Consider the following 22,314-nt stretch of genomic DNA (forward strand, 5'->3'; position numbering starts at 1 on the left):
CGTTCGGTGAGCCCGCGCCTCAGACCAGCGCGGTGAAGGACGCGTCCCGCACGAGCACCGTCGTCGCACCGTCGGACACGGCCTGGTCCGGGTCGCTCGACAGCCCCAGCGACCACGTGCCACCGCCCGGACGCTCCGGCAGCGTGAACTCGACCGTGGTGTCCGATGCGTTCATCAGCACCGCCACGGTGTCGTCGCCCTCCGTCAGCACGAGCGTCACGGCACGGTTGCCGCCGTCCGCCCAGTCGCCGTCCTCGAACCCGGCGGCGTCGGCACGGAGCACGGACACCGTCGACGCCGAGTCGCCCGGCGCGGTGCGGAACCACTGCGGGCGCAGCGCCTGGTGCTCCCGACGGAACGCGATCGCCGCCCGGGTGAAGGCCAGCAGGTCCTGGTCGGCGGCGGCCCAGTCGAACCACGAGATCTCGTCGTCCTGGCAGTAGGCGTTGTTGTTGCCGCCCTGCGAGCGGGCGATCTCGTCGCCACCGAGCATCATCGGGACACCGGCGGACAGCATGAGCGTGCCGAGGAAGTTCCGACGCTGCCGGTCGCGGTAGTCGTTCACCGCGCCGTCGTCGGTCGGCCCCTCGATGCCCCCGTTGAACGAGGTGTTGTCGCTCTCGCCGTCGTTGTTGTCCTCGCCGTTCGCCTCGTTGTGCTTCTCGGCGTACATCGTCAGGTCGGCCAGGGTGAAGCCGTCGTGCGCGGTGATGAAGTCGACCGAGCAGAGCGGCGAGCGGCGCGAGCCCTCGTACACGTCGGGGCTGCCGAGCACGCGCTGGACGGCGTCGCCCAGGGTGCCCTCGTCGCCGCGCCAGAAGGCACGCAGGTCGTCGCGGTACTTGCCGTTCCACTCTGCCCAGTCGGCCGGGAACCCGCCGACCTGGTAGCCGGCGGTGTCCCACGGCTCGGCGATCATCTTCACCTCGCGCAGCACGGGGTCCTGGTGGATGATGTCGAGGAACGCGGAGTGCTTCTCGGCCTCGCCGTCCTGGCGGGTCAGGGTGGTGGCGAGGTCGAAGCGGAAGCCGTCGACGTGCATCTCCTCGACCCAGTACCGCAGCGAGTCCATGATGAGACCGAGGGCAGCCGGGTGCCCGACGTTCAGGCTGTTGCCCGTGCCCGTGGTGTCGAAGTAGTTCGCCTCGTCGCCCTCGACCAGCCGGTAGTACGACTGGTTGTCGATGCCCTTGAAGGACAGCGTCGGGCCCATGTGGTTGCCCTCGGCCGTGTGGTTGTAGACGACGTCCATGATGACCTCGAGCCCGGCTGCGTGCAGGGCCTTGACCATCGCCTTGAACTCGGCGACCTGCTGACCGGCGGTGCCGGAGGACGAGTACTCGTCGTGCGGGGCGAAGAAGCCGATGCTGTTGTAGCCCCAGTAGTTGCGGAGTCCCTTGTCGGCGAGCGTCGAGTCCTGCACGAACTGGTGGGTCGGCAGGAGCTCGACGGCGGTGACGCCGAGGTCGGTCAGGTGCTTGATCGCGGCCGGGTGCGCCAGGCCGGCGTAGGTGCCGCGGATCTCCTCGGGCACGTCGGGGTGCTGCTTGGTGAAGCCCTTGACGTGCACCTCGTACACGACGGTGTCGGCGTACGGCGTGTGGAGCAGCGCGTCGCCGTCCCAGTCGAACGCGCGGTCGGCGACGACGGACTTCGGCATGGCGGCGGCCGAGTCGGTCTCGTCGATCTGCTCCGGGTCGTCCATGTCGTGGCCGAACAGGGCCTGGCCCCACTCGTACGAGCCGTCGACGGCGGTGGCGTAGGGGTCGAGCAGGAGCTTCGCGCCGTTGTGCCGCAGCCCGTTCGCCGGATCCCAGGCGCCGTGCACCCGGAAGCCGTAGCGCGTGCCGACGGCGACGTCCGGCACGACGTCGTGGAAGGTGTAGCCGGTGCGGTTCCGGAGCTCGGTGCGGTGCTCGGTGCCGTCGCTGTCGAAGGTGCAGAACTCGACCCGCTCGGCGGTGCTCGAGAACAGGGCGACGTTGGCGCCCCCGTCGACGAGCGTGACGCCGAGCGGGGTGCGCGAAGAAGTGGTCATGCTGCCCTTCTACCGGCCGGTCGCTGTGCCCTCGACCGCCTGGCGTACCCCGTGGCCGGTCTGCGCACCCGTGGGCCGCGGGTCCGCGGTCAGGGGGCGGGTGGGACGAGCTGCTCGAGCAGTCGCAGCACCCGTTCGCCGTCGACGGCGTCCGGGTCGAGCAACCACTGCACCTGCAGGCCGTCCGACGCGGCGATGCTCAGGCTGGCCAGGTCGACCGGGTCCAGGTCGGCACGGATCCGGCCGTCCGCCTGGTCGGCCGCGATGAGGCCGGCGAGCTCGGCACGCAGTCGGGCGAAGCGTTCGCGCATGAAGTCGCGCGTGGCCGGGTGCCCCTCCTGCACGGCGTCGGCCGCCAGCGTCGTGTAGAGCTGCACGAGCCCCGGGACCGCCCGGTTGCGGGACGCGCTCTCGCGCATGTCCCCGATCGCCGACTTCATCCGGTCCGGGGCGCCCTGCTCGCGCACCTCGTGCTCGCGGTACACGGCGAGCAGCAGTTCGTCACGGCTCGGGAAGTAGTGCCGCAGAGCCGCGTGCGTGATCCCCAGCGCTTCGGCGACCGAGCGGAGCGACGAGGCGTCGACACCCTGCTCCGCGACCATGCGGATCATCTCGTCGAGGATCTGCGCGCGGCGCTCGGTGCCCTTGCGGTACCCGCCGCGGCGCGGCTGGGCCGCGTCGTCCTCGTCCGCGGGGTGCGTCATGCGTCCAACTTACCGCTGGAAGGTTTTCTCGCCACCCCCGGACGGGAGGCCCGTGGCGGCGCCGCCCCGCGCCTCCCGTCCGCCCCTGGTCGCGTCAGGCGCGGTGGTCGACCGTGTACTCGTCGGCGGGCGCGGGCGAACCCGCGGCGAGCGCCTCGACCACCTTGGTCAGGGAGTCCGCCAGCACGGCGTTGTCGGCGTCGGACAGCCGGTCGAGCACCTCGACCACGGCTTCGTGGAACGGCGCGTACGAGGCGTCGATCTTCTCGGCGGCCCGGTCGGTCGGCGCGAGCACCTGCGCCCGGCGGTCCGTGGGGTGTGCCGTGCGGGACAGCAGCCCCTGCTGCACCAGCCCGTCCACGATCTTGGTGACCGAGGCGTTCGAGACCGCGAGCATCACGGCCAGGTCCTTCGGACCGGTGACGCGGCCGTCGCGGTGCGCCTGGAGCAGGTAGCGGACGGCCAGGAACTCGTTCTTCGACAGGCCGCTCTCGATGCGCGCGGACTCGATCTGCTGGTCCTCGGCGTGCTGCAGTCGCAGCAGCGCGTCGACGGCGGTCCTGGCCGCCGCGGACCGGGGTTCGCGGGCGTAGAGGTGGACGTGCTCTCGACGGACGACGGTCAACGGCATGCGGTCATGCGCTCCTTGCTAGCTGACGGGTGCGGCGAAGAAGTCGCCGTAGGACGGCTCGACGTGGCGCGTGAGCAGTGCGGGGTCCTGGATGCGGCGCTCGACGTAGGCGTCGATGACGGCGGGGTCGGTCAGCCCGACGCGGGTGTGGCTGCCACCCGTCCGTGCGGCCCGAGGCATCCCGGAGTACGTGCTGAGCATGTCGTGTCCCACCCTTCGTGCGTCCCTGCGTCCCGTTCGGACGATCGAACTCTTTCACACCGTGAACGATCAGTCCAACGAACTACTCGCCAGCTGTACGTTTTGCGCGGTGAACGATCGGAGTCGTCGGTGCAGCCCTGGCGGGAGCGCAGTTCTCGGCGTCCTCCGAGCAGACGTTTGGCACTCACCAGGGTCGAGTGCTAGAACGTTGGCAGTTGAGTCGAGGGGACTCAACGAGAACCACGAAGGAGTTGATTCCGATGACGATGAACTTCGATCCGTTCCGCGAGCTCGACCGCCTCGCCGGCTCCCTGCTCGGCACCGCGACCGGCCCGCGCTCGATGCCGATGGACCTGTACCGCACCGGTGACCACTACGTCCTCGACGTCGACCTGCCCGGCATCGACCCGGGCTCGGTCGACATCGACGTCGACGGTTCCGTCCTGACGATCCGCGCCGAGCGCACCCTCGGCGCCCCGGAGGGGTCGCAGTGGCTGACGCGCGAGCGACAGCCCGGCTCGTTCGTCCGGCAGCTGACGCTCGGCGACGGCCTCGACGCCGAGCGCATCACCGCCGGCTACGACAACGGCGTGCTGAGCGTCACCATCCCGGTCAAGGAGTCCGCGAAGCCGCGCAAGATCGCCGTCTCGGTCGGTGGCGGTTCCGAGCAGCTCGCGGTCGGCAGCGGGCAGTCCGAGTAGCACGGGGGCGCGATGGCAGCACTGCTCAACGCACTCGTCGCGATCGCGGCCGTCACCGCCGCGCTCACCGCGACGAGCCTCGACCGCCGGGCGGCGGTCCTGCTCGGGGCGACCGGCAGCACGGTCGGCGTGTTCCTGGCCTGGGTGATCGCACCGGCGGCCTGGGCCGGCGCCCCGTTCCTGCCGTGGCTCGCCGCGGTCCTCGGGACCGCGGTGCTCGTGGCGGGGTGGAGTGCGGTCCGGCTGTACGACGGCGTCTTCGCCCCGCCGCCGGAACCGCCGGACGACACCGGCGCGGTCGCGACGGCCCGGTGGTGACCACCTGACGGACGGGAGGCGCGGTGCCAGCCGGCACCGCGCCTCCCGTTCGTTCGTCACCGTGTGGGCAGACGGTGCGCGACTACTCCTTGTTGAGCTTGTCCTGCACCAGGCCGGCCGTCTTCTCGACGACGTTCGGCAGCTCGGTGGTGCCGTAGAACCGCACGTCGGGGTGCGTGGGCGGGGGCATCGGCACCGAGGTCGTGGGGCCGTCGTGGTACGTGTACTCGCCCTTGCCGTCGAACGACGGACCGCTCGCCCACGGGCCGTTCTTCGCCTCGGCACCGTCGGAGAAGTTGAGGTACTGGTAGTTGACCTCCTGGTTCTCCTTGGACTGCGGGAAGTTGCTCGGCACCGGGAAGCCCTCGACGCCCTTCTCGCGCAGCTCGGCCGCGGCCGTCGCCCACATGTTCTGGTGCATGGTGTCGCGGGCGATGAGGAAGGACAGCAGGTCCCGCACGCCGTGGTCGTCGGTCATGTGGTACAGCCGTGCAGCCTGCACGCGCCCCTGCATCTCGGCGTTCTCGTTCGCGGTGAAGTCGGCGAGCAGGTTGCCGCTCGCCGTGATGTACGAGCCCTGCCACGGGTTGCCGTTGCTGTCCACCGGACGGGCGCCGGCACCGGCGACGATGGCGTGCTGCACGTCGGTGCCGCCCACGATGGCGGCGACGGTCGGGTCGTCCTGCAGTGCGTCCTCGGTGATGCCGAGCGGGGACTTCTCGAGCAGCTGCGCGATCATCGTCGCGAGCATCTCGACGTGGCCCATCTCCTCGGCACCGATGCCGAAGACCATGTCGCGGTACTTGCCCGGGATGTGCATGTTCCACGCCTGGAACTGGTACTGCAGCGCGACGGAGATCTCGCCGTACTGACCGCCGAGCACCTCCTGCAGCTTGCGTGCGTAGACGGCGTCGGGCTTGTCGGGCGTCGACTTGAACTGGAGTTCCTGCTTGTGGAAGTACAAATGGTGCTCCTTCGTCTCAGCGGATGCTCTCGATCCGAGCGGCTGTTGGTCCCGATGCTCCGCGGCGGGCACTGGGCGGCCGTTCGGACTGGCCGGATCACGCGGGCGGACCTCCGGCCCGCCAGGACCCCCGGTACCGGTCGGCTTCACCCGGCAGGCGGAGGCGCTTCCACCCACCGCCCGATGCCCCTGGTCCGCCGGTTCCGCAGGCTGGGAGCATGCAGACGTCCACCAAGCACACCATCGCCACCCTGCTGCTCTGCGCCGCGATCGTGGCCACCACCGTCGTCACGCTCATGGCCATGACGCCCCCCGCGTGACGCCGCCGCGGCATGGGAGGATCGAACCGTGACCGAACGGGGCAGGTTCCTCCGGCCGCTCGCCACCCGGTCGATCGTCGTCGACGTGGCCTGGGCGGCCCTCGCGGCGTTCGTCTTCCTGCTGCCCATCGACCTCGAGCTCGAGCGTGCGAGCCTCGCCGCGGTCCTGTCCGCGTCGGTGGCGATCGCCCTGCGCCGGGTGTCCCCGTCGGCGGCGATGGCGATGATCGTCGTCCTCGGTGTCATCCAGGTCGGCGGCGGCGAGCGCCCGTCCCTCGTCGACCTCGCGATGTTCGTCGTGATCGGCACGGCCGCGGTGGTCGGCAGCCGGACCGAGGTCGTCGTGTCGGGTGTGCTCGCCGTCGTCGCCGGCGCGTCCGCCACGGTGTACCTGGCGTCGACGGGCTTCCGGTTCCTCGTGCTCATCAACGGCCCGCGCGACCAGGCCTTCCTCGCCATGGCCGCCCCGGTCACCGCGCTGCTCGGGGTGTGGGCGGGCGGGGTCGCCGTCCGGGCCTTCCGGTCCCGCGACCGCGAGTCCGAGCGCCGCGCGGACGCCGAGGCCGCCGCGTCCCGGGCCGAGGCCGTCGCCACCGAGGCCGAAGCCACGGCCACCCGCGCGATCGACGTCGCCGAGTCCGAGCGCATCCGCGCGGACATCGCCCGCGACGTGCACGACGTGGTCGGACACTCGCTCGCCGTCATCATCGCGCAGGCCGACTCGGTCCCGTTCCTCGAGGACGAGGCGCGCATCCGCGCGGTGAGCGCGACCATCGCGAGCACCGCCCGGAGCTCCCTGGTCGAGGTGCGACAGGTGCTCGGGCACGTCGACGGCTCGGCCGCCGCGACCGGCCCCGGCTCGCTCGAGGAGATCGTCCAGGGCATCCGTGACGCCGGCGTGGCCGTCGACCGGACGGTGCGCGGTGTGCCCGGCACCCTGCGCCCCGACACCGGCACCGCCGCCCGACGGGTGCTGCAGGAGATGCTCACGAACGCACTCCGGCACGGGGCACCCGGCGAGCCGGTGGTCGTCCGCGAGACCTGGCGGAGTGCCGACCTGGTGCTCGAGGTCGAGAACACGGTCGGCGACGGCACCACCCGGGGGTCCGGCCGCGGCATCGACGGCATGGAGTCCCGCCTCGGCGCACTCGGCGGGTCGTTCGACGCCGCCGTCCTCGACGACGTGTTCACCGCACGCGCCCGCATCCCGTCCGACGTCCAAGGGGGAACCGTCCGATGACCGAACCGATCAGGATCCTGCTCACCGACGACCAGGCGCTGTTCCGCGCCGGGCTGCGGGTGGTGCTCGACGCCCAGGACGACATGCGTGTGGTCGGCGAGGCCTCCGACGGTGCCGAGGCCCTGGCCCTCGTCCCCGAACTCCGCCCCGACGTCGTGCTGCTCGACATGCGGATGGCCGGCATGGACGGCGTCGAGACCGTCCGGCAGCTCTACTCCGGCGCGGTCGAGGGCCCGCTGCCCCGCGTGGTCGTGCTCACGACCTTCGGACTCGACCCGGCCGCCGCGACCGCGATCCGCCTGGGCGCGAGCGGGTTCCTGCTCAAGGACACCACGCCGCCGTTCCTGTTCGCCGCGGTGCGCGCCGTGCACGAGGGCAGCTCGGTCATCGCGCCGAACGACCTCGCGCAGCTCTTCGGCACCGACGTCGCACGGGCACCCGCCCCGCAGCCGCCCGAGTTCGCGAGCCTGACCGAACGGGAGCGGGTCGTGTTCGGCTGGGCGTCACGCGGCCTCTCGAACGCCGAGATCGCCACGAAGGAGTTCGTGACCGAGTCGACGGTGAAGACCCAGATCTCGAGCATCCTCGGCAAGCTCTCGCTGCGCGACCGGGTGCAACTCGTCGTCTACGCGCACGACCACGGGCTGGCGGGCACCCGCGAGCACTAGTCCGCGGCGATCCGGTCGAGCCACTCCGCGAGCATCGTCCGCTCGGCTGACGACAGACGCTCGAGCCGGGGCGCTGCGGCACGGAGGGTGATCGCGGCACTCGTCACGGCTCCGTTCCCCCGTCCGCGACCGTCCGACGCCGCGCTGCGGTGGTCCGTCGTCGACTCGCCCGACACCAAGATCCGCCCGAGCACGGCCTCCAGGACGTCATCGGCGAGGGACGGGTCCCGCTCGTCCGCCGGAGCGGCGAGGACCGCGAGGACCGCCCCGGTCCCGGCCGCGTGCACGAGCTCGACCGCGCGGCGCTCCGGCACGGCCAGTCGCCCGGCCTCGGCCACCCGCTGGATGCGTTCAGCGAGCAGCGCAGTACCGGCCCGGGCGGCTGCCGACCGACGGCCACGCTCCGGGTCGCTCAACAGCACGAACAGGTCGGGGTTCGCCAGCCCGAAGCCGATCGTCATCGACCACCCGGTGCGCAGGTCCTCGACGGGGTCGGTCGCGTCGTCACGAGCAGCCCGGACGGCGTCGGCCTTGATCGCCGAGAACGTGGCCATGGCGTGCTCGGCCACCGCCTCGAGCAGGCCGTCCTTGTCGCCGAACAGCCGGTAGATGGTCGGTGCCTGCACGCCCGCGCCGTCCGCGACGGCCCGCGTGGTCACCGCCGCGGCACCGCGTTCGCGCAGCATGGTGCCGGCGACCTCGACGATGCGCGAACGCGTCTCGTCACGCTGGCTTCCCTGCTCGATCACGGAACAACGATAACGGAAGTGTGCTATCACTGTGTTAACGGCGGTACCTGATCGCTGTTTCCATCGATACGGAGAAGCCATGATCGTCATCACCGGGGCCACCGGAGCCCTCAACGGCGCCACCGCCGACCACCTGCTCGAGCGCCTCGCGCCGTCCGATCTGGCCGTGGTCACCCGCGACCCCGCCCGCGCCCAGCGGTTCGCCGACCGTGGCGTCGAGGTCCGCCGAGGCGACTACGCCGAGCCGGAGACCCTGCCGGCGGCCTTCGCGGGCGCCGAGCAGCTCCTGCTCGTCTCGTCGAGCGACCCGGCCGCCGACGCCGTCGCACTGCACCGTGCCGCGGTCGATGCAGCCGTGGAGGCCGGCGTCGGTCGGGTCCTCTACACGAGCCACCAGGGCGCCTCGCACGGTTCGCCCTTCGTGCCGGCGACACACCATGCCGCCACCGAGGACCTGCTCCGCGACTCGGGGCTGCCGTGGACGAGCCTGCGCAACGGCTTCTACGCCCACAGCGCGGCCTGGATGACGGGCCCCTGGCAGGAGACCGGCGTGGTGTCCGTCCCCGTCGACGGGCCGGTGTCGTGGACCGCCCGCGAGGACGCCGCCGAGGCAGCCGCAGCCATCCTGCTCGCTGACCAGCCGTTCGACGGGCCGGTGACGCTCACCGCTCCGGAAGCGCCGACCTTCGCCGACCTTGCTCGGCAGGCCTCCGAGGTGTCCGGACGGACGATCGGCTTCGAGGCCCTGGGCGTGGACGAGTGGCGTGCCCGTGCGCTGGCCGCGGGGCAGGACCCGCACATGGTCGGGTTCCTGATCGGCATGTACCAGGCCGCCGAGCAGGGCCTGTTCGCCGGCACCGATCCGCTGCTCGGCGAGCTGCTCGGACGGGCCCCTCGGCCGGTCCGCGACCAGCTCAGCTGAGCGCCGCGACCTCGTCGAGGATCGTCGCGACCGCGGCGGGATCGTGGGCGAACCGTCCGAGGAACAGCCCACCGATCCGGCCCCGCCCCCGCGTGAGCAGACCGGGTCCGGCGCTGCCCCCGTAGACGACGGTGCTGCCGTGCAGTTCGGGTCGCGACGCCAGGTGCTGCTCGATCCCGTCGAGCACCGCCACGATGTGGTCGTCCGGTGCCGGTGCCGGCGCACCGATGGCCCACACCGGTTCGTAGGCCACGGTCAGGGGTCCGGTCAGGCCGTCCGCGACGGCGGTCGCGACGGCCCGGTCGAGCTGCGCCGTCACCGCCGCCACGGCCTCCATCGGATCGGAGGCCCGGTCCGGCTCTCCGACGCACAGCAGCGGACGCAGGTGGTTGCGGCAGGCCGCGTGCACCTTCCCGGCGATCGTCGCGTCGTCCTCGTGGAACAGCGTGCGGCGTTCTGCGTGGCCGATCTCGACCAGGTCGACCCCGATCTCGCGCAGCTCGGCGCCGGAGACCTCACCGGTGAAGGCGCCGTCGTCGGCCCACGACAGGTCCTGCGCGGCGAGCTGCACTCCGGAGCCCGCGAGCAGGTCCCGCACCGGCACCAGCGCCGGGAACGTCGGCGCCACGAACAGCGTTGCCGTTCCCGAGCGCACCGCGGGGTGCCGCCGGGCGATGCCCGCGACCTCGCCCGCCCAGGCCAGCGTCCGGGCGTGCGAGAAGTACATCTTCAGCGACACCCCGATCGTGATCACGGTGCGACCGTCTCCACGATGAGCGCGAACGACAGGGCTCCCGGGTCCGCGGTGCCGACGGCCTGCTCGGCGTGGGTCCGGGCACGGCCCATCCGCGGCACGAGGGACTCCGTGGCGTCCGCGGCCTCGCGGGCGGCACGGACGGCGTCACCCCAGGCCTCGGCGAGCGCCGCCCCGGCGTCGAGCCGGGTGCGGAGCACCTCGTCGAACGGCACCAGCGCGTCCACCATCGTCTTGTCGCCCACCGTCGCGCCGAACGCCAGCACCGCCTCGGTGGCTTCCCGCACGGCCTGCGCGACGGTGGCACCCGACGGGCGCTCGTCGTCCCCGATGACGCGACCGAGTGCCTCCAGTGCGGCGCCCCAGATCGCACCGGACGTGCCGCCGGCCTTGTCGGACCACGCGTCGGCGGCGATCCGGAGGACGCTGCCGACACCGGCGCCGCCGGTTACAGCCTCCGCCGTCGCTGCCGCTGCGGCGTGCGCGCCGCGCTGCATGCCGATGCCGTGGTCGCCGTCACCGGCGACCGCGTCGATGCGGCCGAGCTCGTCGGCGTGCTCGTCGAGCACCGCGCGGACCGCGTCGAACCCGGCGGCGACCCGTTCGGCGACCGCTCGTGAGTCGTCGCTCGCCGGACCGATGGGCACGGCCTCGGCGTCGGCGGCGACCGTCGACGGGTCGACGCGCTCCTGCGCCACCGCACCGCCCTTGCGGTAGGCGGGGGTGTCGGCCGGTGCAGCCCAGAGCTGCTCCAGCTCGTCGTCCAGCCAGAGCAGCGTCAGCGAGACGCCCGCCATGTCGAAGCTCGTGACGAGCTCACCCACCTCGGGCTCGACGATCACGACGCCGGCGTCCGCCAGCCGCTGCTGCACCGAGCGGTAGACGACGAAGAGCTCCTCATACTTCACCGACCCCAGGCCGTTCAGGATCGGGACCACCCGCTGGCCCTCGAGCACCGTGCCGTCCGGCAGCTCGTCGAGCAGGCGTGCGACCAACAGCTCGGCCAGGCCGTCGGCCGTGGGCACGTCCGTCTCGTCGATCCCCCGCTCGCCGTGGATGCCCATCCCGACCGCCATGCGCCCTTCGGGCACCTCGAACAGCGGCTCGTCGGCACCGGGCAGCGAGCAGCCCGAGAACGCGACCCCGAAACTGCGGGTGCGGTCGTTCGCCCGATCCGCGACGGCGGCCACCGCGTCCAGGTCGTCGCCCCGCTCGGCGGCGGCACCGGCGATCTTGAAGACGCACAGGTCCCCCGCGATCCCCCGACGCTTCGCACGCTCGTCCACCGTGGCGCTCGTGACGTCGTCGGTCACGCGCACCGTGCGGACCGGGATGCCCTCGGCCTCGAGCGTCCGCGCTGCGGCATCGAAGTTCAGGACGTCCCCGGCGTAGTTGCCGTAGCTGAGCAGCACGCCGCCGCCGTGTTCGGCGGCCCGAGCGACACCGGCCACCTGCTGGGCGCTCGGGCTTGCGAACAGGTTGCCCATGGCTGCACCGGCCGCCAGGCCGTGTCCGACCAGCCCGCCGAACGCCGGGTAGTGGCCGGAGCCGCCGCCGATCACGACCGCGACCGTGCCGTCGGGGCTCGTGGTGGCGCGCGCGACCCCGCCGTGCACCCGGCGCACCCAGCGCTCGTTGGCGACGACGAAGCCGTCGGTCGCCTCGTCGGCGAAGTCCGCCGGGTCGTTGAACAGCCTGGTCATCGCGTGCTCCCCTTCGGTTCGGTGGTGCGGACGTGCGTGGTGTCGAGCAGCTCGTCCGCCTTGGCGCCGCGGAAGAACCTGGTGCAGAAGATCATCACGGCGGCGACGAACGCCAGGACGCCGAGCGAGACGATGCCGAACGCGCCGCTGTCGGTCGGCACCACGTCGTTGATCGCGGTGCGCATGATCGGGGCGACGAACCCGCCCAGGTTGCCGAGCGAGTTGATCAGGCCGATGCCCGCAGCCGCTGCCGCACCGGTCAGGAACGCGGTCGGGTACGCCCAGGTGATCGGGCCGACGGCCAGGAAGCTCGCGACGGCCAGGGTGATGAACAGGATGCCGAGCACCGGCTGCCCGTTCGCGCCCGCCCACGCCGAACCGAGGATCGACAGGCCGGTCGTGACGTAGAAGAACGTGCCCCACCGGCGACGCCGTCCGACCGAGTCCGCCCGCGAGCCGACCAGGTAGCACGCCACGAGCCCGACGAGCCACGGGATGGCGGTCACCAGCCCGACCTGCCAGCCGACGTCCTGCCCGAGCAGCGACGAGACCTGCTGCGGCAGGTAGAACGTCGTGCCGTAGACGGCGACCTGCAGGCAGAAGTAGATGATCGTGAAGTACCAGACGCGGCCGCTCGCCATCGCGCGCCAGATGCCCTTCGGGCCGTCCTCGCTGCGCGCGGTGTCCTCGCGCTCCATGGCCGCCGTGAGCGATGCCTTCTCGCCCGGTTCGAGCCACTTCGCCTGCTGCGGACTGTTCGTCAGGAACACCAGGGCCGCGATGCCGGCGAACACGGCGAGCAGTCCTTCGCCGGCGAACATCACCTGCCAGCCGTGCCACGGGGTGACCTCGTCGCCGATGCTGATGAGCCCGCCGGACAGCGGGGCGCCGATCATCTGCGAGAACGGCTGCGCCAGGTAGAAGATCGCGAACATGCGCACGCGCACCTTGTTCGGGAACCACTCGGACAGGTACATGATGACGCCCGGGAACAGCCCCGCCTCGGTCACGCCGAGGATGAAGCGCAGGACGATGAACATCGTGTCGTTCGTCGTGAAGGCGAACAGGGCGGCGACGATGCCCCACGTGATCGCGATGCGGGCGAGCCAGAACCGGGCACCGAACCGCTTGAGCAGCAGGTTCGACGGGATCTCGAAGATCGCGTAGCCGATGAAGAAGATGCCGGCACCCAGCGCGAAGGCGGCGTCGGAGATGCCGCGGTCGACGCTCAGTGCCTCCTCGGCGAAGCCGACGTTGGTGCGGTCGAGGAACGCGACGAAGTACAGGATGACGAGCATCGGCATGAGGTGCTTCGTCGCCTTGCCGATGGCGGACTGCAGGCCGGGGTCGTTCGTCGACCCGAGCGCGGGGGCAGGGGGTAGGGACACGGGTTCGCTCCTTTGCGAGCACGGTGCGGTGGTTCGGGGCGTCCGGTGGTCGGGCCTGTCGGCTCGTCAGCCTTCGACTGATCGGACGGGAGGCACGGATCGCGTCGCGCGGTCGGCGCGCGTTCCGTGGGCGGCTGGCCCTAGTGCATGTACAGGCCGCCGTCGACGTTGAGCGTCTGGCCGGTGACGAACCCGGCGTCCTCGCTGATCAGGTAGGCGATCGCCGCGGCGATGTCCCTCGGGGTGCCGATGCGCGGCAGCACGCCGTCGGCGGCCATCTCGGCCTTCCGTTCCTCGGACAGCGTGCCGCCCATGATGTCGGTGTCGATCGGGCCGGGGGCGATCGCGTTGACCGTGACGCCGCGCGGGCCGAGCTCGCGCGCCAGACCACGGGTCAGGCCGATCACGCCGGCCTTCGCCACCGTGTACGGCGTCTTGCTGAAGGTGCCGCCGCCGCGCTGGGCGGAGACCGACGACAGGTTCACGATGCGCCCGTACCCGGACCGCACCATCGACTCCGCCGCCCGCAGGCTGGCGAAGTGCACACCGTCGAGGTTGATCGACAGCACCCGGTGCCACTCCCCCTCCGGCAGGTCCAGGTAGGCGTGCGCGGACGAGACCCCGGCCAGGTTCACCAGTGCGGTGATCGGCCGGAGTTCCGCCTCGATCGTGTCGAAGGCCGCACGGACGGCGGATTCGTCGGCGACGTTCGCACCGACGCCGACGGCCCGAACGCCGTGCTGCTCGCGGATCTCGGCGGCGACCTGCTCGCTCGCCGTCTGGTCGAGGTCGATGATCCCGACGTCCCACCCGGCCTCGGCCAGGTGGTGGGCGGTGGCGCGGCCGATGCCCCGCGGTGAGGCGGCGCCGGTGAGGACGACGGTGCGGGTCTGCTCCGTTCGGGGGTTCGGCGTGCTCTGGGGGTCCTGCGTGCTCTGGGGGTCCTGCGTGCTCATCGTTCGTGCTCCGGGCTCAGTGGATCGGGGCCGGGCCGAGCTCGTCGAGCAGCTTCTGCATCGCGACGTAGGCCTTGTTCCGGTAGGCGACGAGCTCCGGGGTGCGGTCGGCGGGGACCTCGAGGTACCCCGCGCCGGACTTCGTGCCGAGCTCACCGGCGTCGACGTGCTGCTGCAGCGACGGCGGGGTGGCGAAGCGCTCCGGCCAGCGGGTCTGGAGCGACCCGAAGCAGAACGCGTAGACGTCGAGCCCGGCCATGTCGGCGATCGCGAACGGTCCGAAGAACGGCAGGCGGAACCCGAACGTGGTCCGGACGATCGTGTCGATGTCGTCGGGGCTGGCGATGCCCTCGTCGGCGATCTTCGTGGCCTCCTCGAACAGCGCGTACTGCAGGCGGTTCAGCACGAACCCCGTCGAGTCCTTCACCCGCGCCGACTGCTTGCCGGTCGCGGCGACGACGGTCTCGCCGACCTCGATCGCGTGCTCGTTCGTGGTGGGGTGCGGGATGAGCTCGACGCCGGGGATGAACGGCGCCGGGTTCGAGAAGTGCACGCCGAGGAACCGCTCCGGGCCCACCACCGCCTCGGCCAGCGACTCGATCAGGATCGTCGAGGTGTTCGAGCCGATCACGGCGTCGGGGCGGGCGGCCTCGCTGATCCGGCGCAGCGTCGCGTGCTTGATCTCGAGCTTCTCCGGCACGGCCTCCTCGATGAAGTCCGCGTCGGCGACGGCGGCCTCGATCGACTCGGCGGCGCGCAGGTGGGCGCGGACCCGTTCGACGGCGTCCTCGGGGAACAGCCCGTCGGTGACGAACTGTGCGGTCTCGCCGAGCAGCCGTTCCAGGTTCTGCTGGGCGATCTCGGCCGAGACGTCGGCGATCCGGACGGTGTGGCCGGCGAGGGCGAGGACCTGGGCGATCCCGCCGCCCATGTAGCCGGACCCGACGACGGCGATGTCGAGGGTGCTCATCGGATTGCTCCTTCGGTGCTGGTTGCGGCAGTCCGGGTTGCCGTCGCGTCGAGCCTCGTCGTCGCGAGGACGGACCGGATGTACTGCTGGTTGGTGGCGCAGACGCCGAGGCTGTCCCCGCCGTACTGCTCGGTCATGACGATCCCGCGGAACCCCTCGGCGACGGCGTCGCGCAGGACCTGGCGGTAGTTGATGAGGCCCGTCTCCATGGTGCTCGGCGCACTCGTCGCCCAGCTGCCGTCGCCGGCCTCGTCCCGCGTGTAGTTCTTCACGTGCAGGTAGTTCGTGTGCGGCATCGTCTTCGCGAAGAGCTCCCGCCAGTCCTCGACCGGACGGTGCAGTCGGATGAGGTTCGCGACGTCGGCGTTGAGCCCGACGTTGTCGAGCCCGATCTCCTCGACCAGGCGGACCGCACTGTCGGCGGTGCCGAGGTACGTGTCCTCGTACAGCTCGAGCGCCATCGGCAGCCCGACGCTGGCGGCGTGCTCACCGAGCTCCCGCAGTCGCTTGACCGCGGCGTCCCAGACCTCGGGGTCGTCGGGGTCCTGCGGGCCCGGTGCCGTCCAGAACCACAGCGCGCGCTTCTGCGCGTCGCTGAACGGCTGGTGCAGCCCGGTCGAGAACACCTGCATGCCCCACTCGGCCGCCGCGTCGATGGTGCGGTGGGCGTAGGCCAGGTTCTCCTCCTCGTGTCCCGGCTGGATGACGCTCTTGCGCTGCAGGTGCACCGACGGGATACCGATGCCGTGCGCCTTCGCGACGGCGAACAGCTCGTCGCGGCGCGAGGGCTCCAGATCAGCGGGGCGGATGTGGCTGTCGGCGAGTTCGGCGAGCGAGAAGCCGACGGCCTCGATCTGCGCGAACACCTCGTCCCACACCTCGGCGGGGGCGTCGTGGAAGGCCGTGCCGTCGCGGGTGACCTGCGCGAACCCGTGCAGGCAGGCGGCGATCGGCCAGGTCGTCGACGTCCAGGTTGTGGGGTCCCAATCCTGGTCGACCCAGTCCTGCGGAGTGGTCACGGAATGCTCCCTTGCATGTCGTGGCGGTTCAACGGCGAACCTCTTTCCTATAGGAAAGATACTCACGCAACGACGGAACGCAACCCCTCTGCCTCAGCTCGTGTGCGAGGCGTCCGCGCGGGAGCGCAACCGGACGGCGTCGATGTGGAGCCGCATCGCGGCGACGGCCGACGTCGGGTCCGCAGCCAGCGCCTCCAGGATCGCCCGGTGTTCCTGCACGGCGCGATCCGTGTCGTCCCCGCCACCCTCGACGATCTGCCGCATCCGGTGCACACGGGTGGTGATGACCTCGGACATCTCCTCGAGGAACGGGTTCCGCGTCGCGTCGAAGATCAGCTGGTGGAACTGCCAGTCGCTGCGGAAGAAGCGGGCCATCAGCTCCTCCGGGGCGTGCGCAGCCCCGACCGACGCGACCTCGGCGGCCACCGCGGCCTGCTCGTCGAGCGCTGCCGAGAGCCGCTCGCGCAGGCCGTCGACGTCACCGCGGGCGGCGAGCTCGACGGCGCCGCTCTCCACGATGAGCCGGGCGTCGAACAGGGCCTCGAGCTGCTCGCCGGCCAGGGGCGGGGAGACCCGGTAGCCCTTGTTCGCCTGTCGGGTGACGAGACCCGTCCGTTCGAGTTGCACCAGGGCTTCGCGCACCGGGGTCGGCGAGACTCCGAGGGAGCGGGCGAGTCCGTCGATCGACAGTCGCATGCCCGGTTCGACGTCGTGGCCCATCAGGACCTCGAGCACCCGGTCGTAGACGCGGTCGCGCAGGCCGAGCTGCGTGATGCGCTCCGTCCCGAAGCTGGGCAGGGTTGCCGACATGTGTCGATCCTAGAGAATCGACGACTCAGCGCGGTCGACGTCGGACGCGGGACGGGGTGCCACGTCTGGGTCAGCAGCCCCTGTCCCGGTCGTGAGCGGTCACTCGTGGCTCCCGTGCGCCCCGGCCACGGCTGCGTCATCGGCGGCGCAGCGACAGCACAGTCCGCACTCCCCAGCCGACGAGGGAGAGGCCGCAAACGAGCAACAAACCGAAGAGCACACTCCGCGGGAGTGAGAAGAGCTTCCGCCCGAGGGGCTCACCCAGCTGGTCCCACTCCGCGATGAACAACAAGGAGGAGAGCAGGACGAATGCGAGTCCGAACAGCGCGGTGTTCCTTCCGCTGCGGCGCAGCGATCGGCGAACCTCTTCGTCCGTCATGTTCGACATGTCCGTCACCCTAGCGGCGACGTCCTCGGCGGGATCGGGACCGGAACGAGTGAGGGGCCGTGCTCGTCGCAGCCGCAGCTGTCCTCGCGGCTCACCTCCGGCAGCGCGCGATCAGGGTGATGCCGATGCCCAGGATGAGGACAACCGCGAGGACGATCACCCAGACCGGAGCAGAGACACCGTTCTGGGTGTTCGCGCCGCCGGTTGCGAGCAGGAGGTCGAGCGCAAGAACCGCGAGTGTCATGTTGTTTCGTTCATTGCAGGCAATGGATCCGGGCCAGTGAGGCAGCGCACCTGACCTCGGAGCACACCGAGGCCGAGGCCGAGGCCATCATCCTCACTCGAGCAGCGATTGGACAGCGTTCCGGAGTGTCCCCTGCGAACCGCCGGAGAAGAGCGCCCCGGCTTTCTTGTACCGGTACGAGGACGAGAACCCGCTCGTCATCGCGACCCGGCTGACACGACCGATCAGTGCGCCGCCGGGAGCGCGTACCTCCCAGTCCGTCGGCACACCGGCCGCGGGGCCGATGCAGTGCACCGAGTAGCGATTGCCCGTGTCGGTCTCGACGGCGAACTCTGGGACGTGGTCGAGTTCGGCGTCCCAGTGCAGTTCCTCTGATCCCGAGGACACCGAGCGGATGTTCGCTTGCACGTCGGGTTTCCTCCTCATCAGAACCGATGCTGCGCCGCATCCTGCCGGATGACCGCCGACTACCGGCGGTGCTTCGTCCCACGAAGAGCAGCGCGCCACAGCCTCGCACCGGCGACGAGCAACAGGATGCCCAACGCGGTGTTCAGGACCACCGCTCCCCAGCACCTTCACGCTCACCACGTCCATGCGACGAACGTACTGCTCCCGATCGGCCGGCGGTCTCTCCTCACCCGACGCCCGCCCCGACCACCCTCGGGCCGGGCCGCGCCGTCGTCGTCGTCGGCACGGTCATTCGCAGTCCGTCCCGACCGGTCTCGACGGTGATCGACCGACCTCGACGACGCGGTCACGCCGGGACCCCTCAGAACGCGTCGCCGCCCGACCGCCGCCGCAGCGTCGTGGACGGCGCCTCCCCGAACGTCTCCGCGTAGTAGCCCGCGAACCGCCCCAGGTGCTGGAACCCCCACGCCAGTGCGATCTCGCTGACGGTCGTCGTGTCGGGGTCGGCGGTGCTCAGGGCGGCACGGACCCGGTGCAGCCGGACCTCTCGGAGGAAGTGCATCGGCGAGCGCCCCGCGTGCCGCTGGAACGACGCCTGCAGGGAGCGCACGGCGACCCCGGCGGCGTCGCATACGTCGGTGATCGTGATGGCCCGGTGCGCGTTGGCGACCATCCACTCCTGGGCGAACCGCATGGTGGTGGGACCGGCGGACAGGGGCAGCTGGATCGTGGGCTCAGCACGGAAGGCGTCGACGACGGCTTCGGCCAGGAGGGTGTTCCGTGCCGCCCGGGTGGCGCGGGGCAGGGCCGGGTCGAGCAGCTGCGGAGCGGCGTCGGTGATCACCAGCCGCAGGCGCTGCACCGCCGCCGGGTCGGACACGGCCTCGAAGCGGAGCGGTGCGGGGACGGTCTGCGTGCGGGCCGCGGCCACCGCCTCCAGGAACGGTCCGTCGAACCGGATGAGGTGCTGCGTGGTCGGGAGCGCGTCGAAGGCGAAGGGCCGACCGGATGGGTACATGGTCGGCACACCAGGGAGCATCTGGACGGGCGACCGGGTGCCGGTGTCGAGCGTGATGCCGGCGCCGGACGCCCACGCAAGGATGTAGTCGCGACCCGGGTTGATCGTGCCCCACCGCCGCGCGGCGACCATCGAGGTCCCGACGACGACGTCCTCGTCGCCGACGGCCCGGTACCGCCACGAGAACCCCTCGGTGACGGCGTCCCCGATGTGGATGTCGTGGCTGGAGTAGACCTGCTCGTAGAACGCGACGGCCTGGTCGACGTCGAACCCACGACGCTCGATGCGTGTGGTGGGAGAGATCTCGTCGGGCATGCCTGGTCGATTGTCGCGCGAGCCACCGACAGCGCTGGCCTGTGTGCGGGATCCGGCTCACCACGGCCGACCATCAGCGTCGCGGCGTTGACTCCCCGGGGTGAAGTTCGTGGTGTACGGCGAGAACAAGGTGATGACCGGCGACGCGATCGCCGAGGCGGTGCTGGCCTACGCGGCGGCGCTCGGCGAGAACGGGACGACGGACATCGTCGAGATCCCCACGTCGGACGAGCACGGCGTCGGGGTGGCGACGGAGCTGCTCCTCGGTCCGGCCTCGCAGGTCATGGTCGAGCCGGCGCCGGACGACGACCTCGAGCCGGAGGACGAGGACCTGGTCAACGAGCTCACCCGCCGGACCGCCGAGGTCGGTGGTGGCCGCTTCATCGACGCGGCGTCCTCACACTCCGACGAGCCCGAGGCAAAGCGCCTCCGCACCGACCCCCCGAAGAACTGACGCCGCAGCGCTGACCCCCGCCGCGGCTCAGGGCACCCGCACGAACCGCTGCGCCCCGCGCTCCCGCAACCGGAACCCCAGGCGCCGGTACAGCCCGATCGCCCCGGTGTTCCCGGCAGCCGCGTGCATGAGCGGCATCTCGCCCCGCTCCCGGATGCCGTGCGCCACGGCGAGGACCAGCCGCCGACCGAACCCCTGTCCGCGGTACCCCTCGTCCGTGCACACCGCGCTGATCTCGGTCCACCCCGGCGGGTGCAACCGCTCCCCCGCCATGGCGACGAGTCGGCCGTCCCGTCGGATGCCCAGGTAGGTGCCGAGCTCGATGGTGCGCGGCAGGAACGGCCCGGGCTTCGTCCGTTCCACCAGCGCGGTCATCTCCGGTACGTCGTCGGGCGTCAGCACGACCGCCTCGGCGTCGGGCTCCCCCGTCACCGCCTCACCGGTCAGCTGCACGCCGGCCACGCCCTCGACGAGCGCCCACCCGTCCGGCAGCGCTGCTGCACCACTCACCCCGAAGACCGCACCGGTTCCGAGCAGCGCACGGACGTCCTCCCAGTCGGCCGCGGTGGGCCGCTCCGGGATCGCGGTGAACACCGAGACGTCCGGCTGGTAGCGGACGACCTCGCCGCGGTGCTCGGCGAAGCGCGCGTGGTGGCCGTGCAGCGACGCCATGGCCGGCGCGTCGAGCATCCGCGTGTGGGTCCCGTCGTCGGCGAGCGTCAGGTCCAGGGTCCGTACCGCCGCGCCGCGGTCGTCTGCGCGGAACCCGAGGTCCTCGATCCACCGACGGTCACCGTCGGCCCACCCGCTCGTGTCCGCGACCACGGCCGGGGCGTACCGAGCGGTGGCGACCCCCACCACCTGCTCGGCGTCCGTGGCAGCGAGCAGGGCGACCTCACCGGGTCGGAGCGGTGCGGTCGTCGTCATGCTTCCATCCTCGGGCACCGCACGACGGGTGGACGACGGACGGGAGGCGCGGTGCCAGCCGGCACCGCGCCTCCCGTCGGTCAGTGGTCGCCGCTACTGCGGGTCGGCGGGCTCGCCGCCCGAGTCGACGTCGCTGTCCTGCTGCGGGTCCTCCGTGGCATCGCCCGTGGACGACCCGTCGGGCAGGTCCTCGGTGTACTGCTGCTGGGTCTCGGTGGGATCGCTCGATCCGTCCGGTGTCGTCGAATCAGTCATGTCCCGGACGGTACGCGGCACGGTCTGACGCCCGTCCAGCGACCTCGGACCGACGGTGCAGAACGTGTCCACGGGTTCTGCCGCACCGGCGTGTCGGGGTCGAGCCGCGCCTCCAGGTCGGATCCGGGCCCGATGCGCGACCGACGGCCGGGCGCAGACACCCGGCCAGGCGGACAGCACCCCGGGAACAGGAAAGGCCCCGGATTCCTCCGGGGCCTTCCTGTTCTTCGCCTGGTGCGCGAGGGGGGACTTGAACCCCCACGCCGTTTCCAGCACACGGACCTGAACCGTGCGCGTCTACCAATTCCGCCACTCGCGCCAGCCCGAAAACACTACCACGCACAGACGGGTGCCAACGCCAACCACTACCATGCAGTGGTTGACGACCGACGACACGGGAGACGCATGGGCCTGCTGGACAACTTCGAGCGAGGGTTGGAACGCGCCGTGAACGGCGCCTTCGCCAAGACCTTCCGCTCCGGGGTGCAGCCCGTCGAGATCTCGAGCACCCTCCGGCGCGAGCTCGACACCAAGGCTGCCGTGGTCTCCCGCGAGCGCATCCTCGTGCCGAACGAGTTCACCGTGCGCCTGGCGCCGCCGGACTTCACGCGCATGAACGACGTCGGCCGTCCGCTCATCGACGAACTGACCCAGATGGTGCACCAACACGCCGTGGCGCAGAACTACTCGTTCTCCGGTCCGGTCACCATCCGCCTGCAGCAGGACGGCACACTGTCCACCGGCATCCTGCAGGTCGACTCCACCACCGTGCAGCGTGACGTCGCGTGGATCGCGGTCCTGGACATCGGGTCGCAGCGCCACCGTCTGCAGCGCGGACGCACGGTGATCGGCCGCGGGAGCGACGCCGACATCACCATCGCGGACACCGGGACGAGCCGGAAGCACGTCGAGGTGCTGTGGGACGGCAAGCACGCGCAGGCCACCGATCTGGGCTCGACGAACGGCTCCAAGCTGAACGGGCAGCACTTCCAGCAGGCGATCGTGGAGCCGGACTCCACCATCGAGATCGGTCGTACCCGTATGGTGTTCCGGGTGATCCCGGAGAACGACGGAGGTGCTCGATGACCACAGGGCTGACCCTGCTCGTCCTGCGCTTCGCGTTCCTCGCGGTGCTCTGGCTGTTCGTCTTCGTGATCGTGTTCGCCCTGCGCAGTGACCTGTTCGGTCAGCGCGTGCGCACGATCCCGACCGATCCGAAGGCGGCCCCGTCGGGGCCGAGCACCCCCAC

The 22,314-nt window shown here is 71.3% G+C and carries 26 protein-coding genes and 1 tRNA gene; 7 read left to right on the top strand and 20 right to left on the bottom strand.

The window, feature by feature from the left end; translation table 11 throughout:
• Nucleotides 1-19: 19 nt before the first annotated feature.
• From glgX to LEL83_RS14235, 4 genes are all read right to left on the bottom strand, one after another.
• Nucleotides 20-2,038: a glycogen debranching protein GlgX gene (gene glgX / locus LEL83_RS14220; RefSeq protein WP_225559300.1), complete on the bottom strand. Its 2,019-nt coding sequence runs from the start codon at nt 2,036-2,038 to the stop codon at nt 20-22.
• An 89-nt stretch (nt 2,039-2,127) separates the two neighbouring features.
• On the bottom strand, nt 2,128-2,742 hold the full coding sequence (locus tag LEL83_RS14225) for a TetR/AcrR family transcriptional regulator (RefSeq protein WP_225559301.1): 615 nt from the start codon (nt 2,740-2,742) through the stop codon (nt 2,128-2,130).
• Between the two features lie 94 nt (nt 2,743-2,836).
• Nucleotides 2,837-3,373 (bottom strand): MarR family winged helix-turn-helix transcriptional regulator, encoded by a 537-nt coding sequence (locus tag LEL83_RS14230; RefSeq protein ID WP_225559302.1) that lies wholly within the window; start codon nt 3,371-3,373, stop codon nt 2,837-2,839.
• A gap of 18 nt (nt 3,374-3,391) precedes the next feature.
• Nucleotides 3,392-3,574 carry a hypothetical protein gene (locus tag LEL83_RS14235; protein WP_198657216.1) on the bottom strand — a complete coding sequence of 61 codons (183 nt, stop codon included), beginning with the start codon at nt 3,572-3,574 and terminating at the stop codon, nt 3,392-3,394.
• Between the two features lie 260 nt (nt 3,575-3,834).
• Here LEL83_RS14235 and LEL83_RS14240 point away from each other — a divergent pair, with 260 nt between their 5' ends.
• Entirely contained in the window at nt 3,835-4,275 is a 441-nt protein-coding gene (locus tag LEL83_RS14240; protein WP_198657215.1) for an Hsp20/alpha crystallin family protein, read from the top strand.
• A gap of 12 nt (nt 4,276-4,287) precedes the next feature.
• Entirely contained in the window at nt 4,288-4,593 is a 306-nt protein-coding gene (locus LEL83_RS14245; protein ID WP_225559303.1) for a hypothetical protein, read from the top strand.
• 82 nt (nt 4,594-4,675) lie between these two features.
• Here LEL83_RS14245 and LEL83_RS14250 read toward each other — a convergent pair whose 3' ends face one another.
• Nucleotides 4,676-5,557, bottom strand: coding sequence for a manganese catalase (locus LEL83_RS14250; RefSeq protein ID WP_198657213.1), 882 nt, complete (start codon nt 5,555-5,557; stop codon nt 4,676-4,678).
• A gap of 348 nt (nt 5,558-5,905) precedes the next feature.
• Here LEL83_RS14250 and LEL83_RS14255 point away from each other — a divergent pair, with 348 nt between their 5' ends.
• On the top strand, nt 5,906-7,117 hold the full coding sequence (locus tag LEL83_RS14255) for a sensor histidine kinase (protein ID WP_225559304.1): 1,212 nt from the start codon (nt 5,906-5,908) through the stop codon (nt 7,115-7,117).
• Nucleotides 7,114-7,785: a response regulator gene (locus LEL83_RS14260; RefSeq protein ID WP_198657212.1), complete on the top strand. Its 672-nt coding sequence runs from the start codon at nt 7,114-7,116 to the stop codon at nt 7,783-7,785. Before LEL83_RS14255 ends, LEL83_RS14260 begins: the two co-directional genes overlap by 4 nt.
• Here LEL83_RS14260 and LEL83_RS14265 read toward each other — a convergent pair.
• Nucleotides 7,782-8,534, bottom strand: coding sequence for a TetR/AcrR family transcriptional regulator (locus LEL83_RS14265; protein WP_225559305.1), 753 nt, complete (start codon nt 8,532-8,534; stop codon nt 7,782-7,784). The two genes, LEL83_RS14260 and LEL83_RS14265, sit on opposite strands and share 4 nt — an antisense overlap.
• A gap of 79 nt (nt 8,535-8,613) precedes the next feature.
• On the opposite strand from LEL83_RS14265, the gene LEL83_RS14270 reads away from it, so the two are divergent.
• Nucleotides 8,614-9,456, top strand: coding sequence for an NmrA family NAD(P)-binding protein (locus LEL83_RS14270; protein ID WP_225559306.1), 843 nt, complete (start codon nt 8,614-8,616; stop codon nt 9,454-9,456).
• Here LEL83_RS14270 and LEL83_RS14275 read toward each other — a convergent pair.
• From LEL83_RS14275 to LEL83_RS14325, 11 genes are all read right to left on the bottom strand, one after another.
• A complete protein-coding gene (locus LEL83_RS14275) occupies nt 9,449-10,210 on the bottom strand; it encodes a triose-phosphate isomerase family protein (RefSeq protein WP_225559307.1) in 762 nt (253 codons plus the stop codon). The genes LEL83_RS14270 and LEL83_RS14275 overlap by 8 nt on opposite strands.
• Nucleotides 10,207-11,913: a dihydroxyacetone kinase family protein gene (locus tag LEL83_RS14280; protein WP_225559308.1), complete on the bottom strand. Its 1,707-nt coding sequence runs from the start codon at nt 11,911-11,913 to the stop codon at nt 10,207-10,209. Before LEL83_RS14280 ends, LEL83_RS14275 begins: the two co-directional genes overlap by 4 nt.
• Complete coding sequence (locus LEL83_RS14285) at nt 11,910-13,301, bottom strand: MFS transporter (RefSeq protein WP_198657208.1); 1,392 nt, start codon at nt 13,299-13,301, stop codon at nt 11,910-11,912. Before LEL83_RS14285 ends, LEL83_RS14280 begins: the two co-directional genes overlap by 4 nt.
• Nucleotides 13,302-13,441: 140 nt before the next feature.
• Nucleotides 13,442-14,257, bottom strand: coding sequence for an SDR family NAD(P)-dependent oxidoreductase (locus LEL83_RS14290; protein ID WP_225559309.1), 816 nt, complete (start codon nt 14,255-14,257; stop codon nt 13,442-13,444).
• 16 nt (nt 14,258-14,273) lie between these two features.
• Nucleotides 14,274-15,227 carry a 3-hydroxyacyl-CoA dehydrogenase family protein gene (locus LEL83_RS14295; protein ID WP_225559310.1) on the bottom strand — a complete coding sequence of 318 codons (954 nt, stop codon included), beginning with the start codon at nt 15,225-15,227 and terminating at the stop codon, nt 14,274-14,276.
• Entirely contained in the window at nt 15,224-16,246 is a 1,023-nt protein-coding gene (locus LEL83_RS14300) for a sugar phosphate isomerase/epimerase family protein (protein ID WP_225559311.1), read from the bottom strand. The genes LEL83_RS14295 and LEL83_RS14300 overlap by 4 nt, the downstream gene beginning before the upstream one ends.
• Before the next feature lie 93 nt (nt 16,247-16,339).
• Nucleotides 16,340-17,056: a GntR family transcriptional regulator gene (locus LEL83_RS14305; protein WP_225559312.1), complete on the bottom strand. Its 717-nt coding sequence runs from the start codon at nt 17,054-17,056 to the stop codon at nt 16,340-16,342.
• Between the two features lie 136 nt (nt 17,057-17,192).
• A complete protein-coding gene (locus LEL83_RS14310; RefSeq protein ID WP_225559313.1) occupies nt 17,193-17,444 on the bottom strand; it encodes a hypothetical protein in 252 nt (83 codons plus the stop codon).
• 91 nt (nt 17,445-17,535) lie between these two features.
• Nucleotides 17,536-17,688: a hypothetical protein gene (locus tag LEL83_RS14315; RefSeq protein WP_225559314.1), complete on the bottom strand. Its 153-nt coding sequence runs from the start codon at nt 17,686-17,688 to the stop codon at nt 17,536-17,538.
• 93 nt (nt 17,689-17,781) lie between these two features.
• Nucleotides 17,782-18,096 (bottom strand): hypothetical protein, encoded by a 315-nt coding sequence (locus LEL83_RS14320; RefSeq protein WP_225559315.1) that lies wholly within the window; start codon nt 18,094-18,096, stop codon nt 17,782-17,784.
• Nucleotides 18,097-18,457: 361 nt separating this feature from the next.
• On the bottom strand, nt 18,458-19,429 hold the full coding sequence (locus LEL83_RS14325; protein ID WP_225559316.1) for an AraC family transcriptional regulator: 972 nt from the start codon (nt 19,427-19,429) through the stop codon (nt 18,458-18,460).
• Nucleotides 19,430-19,529: 100 nt separating this feature from the next.
• Between LEL83_RS14325 and LEL83_RS14330 the strand changes: the two genes are divergently transcribed.
• The gene (locus LEL83_RS14330) at nt 19,530-19,883 is read left to right on the top strand and encodes a hypothetical protein (protein WP_225559317.1); all 354 of its coding nucleotides are present in this window, start codon (nt 19,530-19,532) and stop codon (nt 19,881-19,883) included.
• Between the two features lie 27 nt (nt 19,884-19,910).
• Here LEL83_RS14330 and LEL83_RS14335 read toward each other — a convergent pair whose 3' ends face one another.
• The 3 genes from LEL83_RS14335 to LEL83_RS14345 all read right to left on the bottom strand — a co-directional run bounded on the left by LEL83_RS14335 (nt 19,911) and on the right by LEL83_RS14345 (nt 21,384).
• Nucleotides 19,911-20,810, bottom strand: a complete 900-nt coding sequence (locus LEL83_RS14335; protein ID WP_225559318.1) for a GNAT family N-acetyltransferase — start codon at nt 20,808-20,810, stop codon at nt 19,911-19,913.
• Between the two features lie 93 nt (nt 20,811-20,903).
• Nucleotides 20,904-21,065 carry a hypothetical protein gene (locus LEL83_RS14340; RefSeq protein ID WP_198657199.1) on the bottom strand — a complete coding sequence of 54 codons (162 nt, stop codon included), beginning with the start codon at nt 21,063-21,065 and terminating at the stop codon, nt 20,904-20,906.
• A 232-nt stretch (nt 21,066-21,297) separates the two neighbouring features.
• Nucleotides 21,298-21,384, bottom strand: a tRNA-Leu gene (locus LEL83_RS14345).
• Nucleotides 21,385-21,470: 86 nt separating this feature from the next.
• Here LEL83_RS14345 and LEL83_RS14350 point away from each other — a divergent pair.
• Entirely contained in the window at nt 21,471-22,151 is a 681-nt protein-coding gene (locus tag LEL83_RS14350; protein ID WP_198657198.1) for an FHA domain-containing protein, read from the top strand.
• The last annotated feature ends 163 nt before the right edge of the window (nt 22,152-22,314 follow it).

The organism is Curtobacterium oceanosedimentum, assembly GCF_020297365.1.
Taxonomy (GTDB): Bacteria; Actinomycetota; Actinomycetes; order Actinomycetales; family Microbacteriaceae; genus Curtobacterium.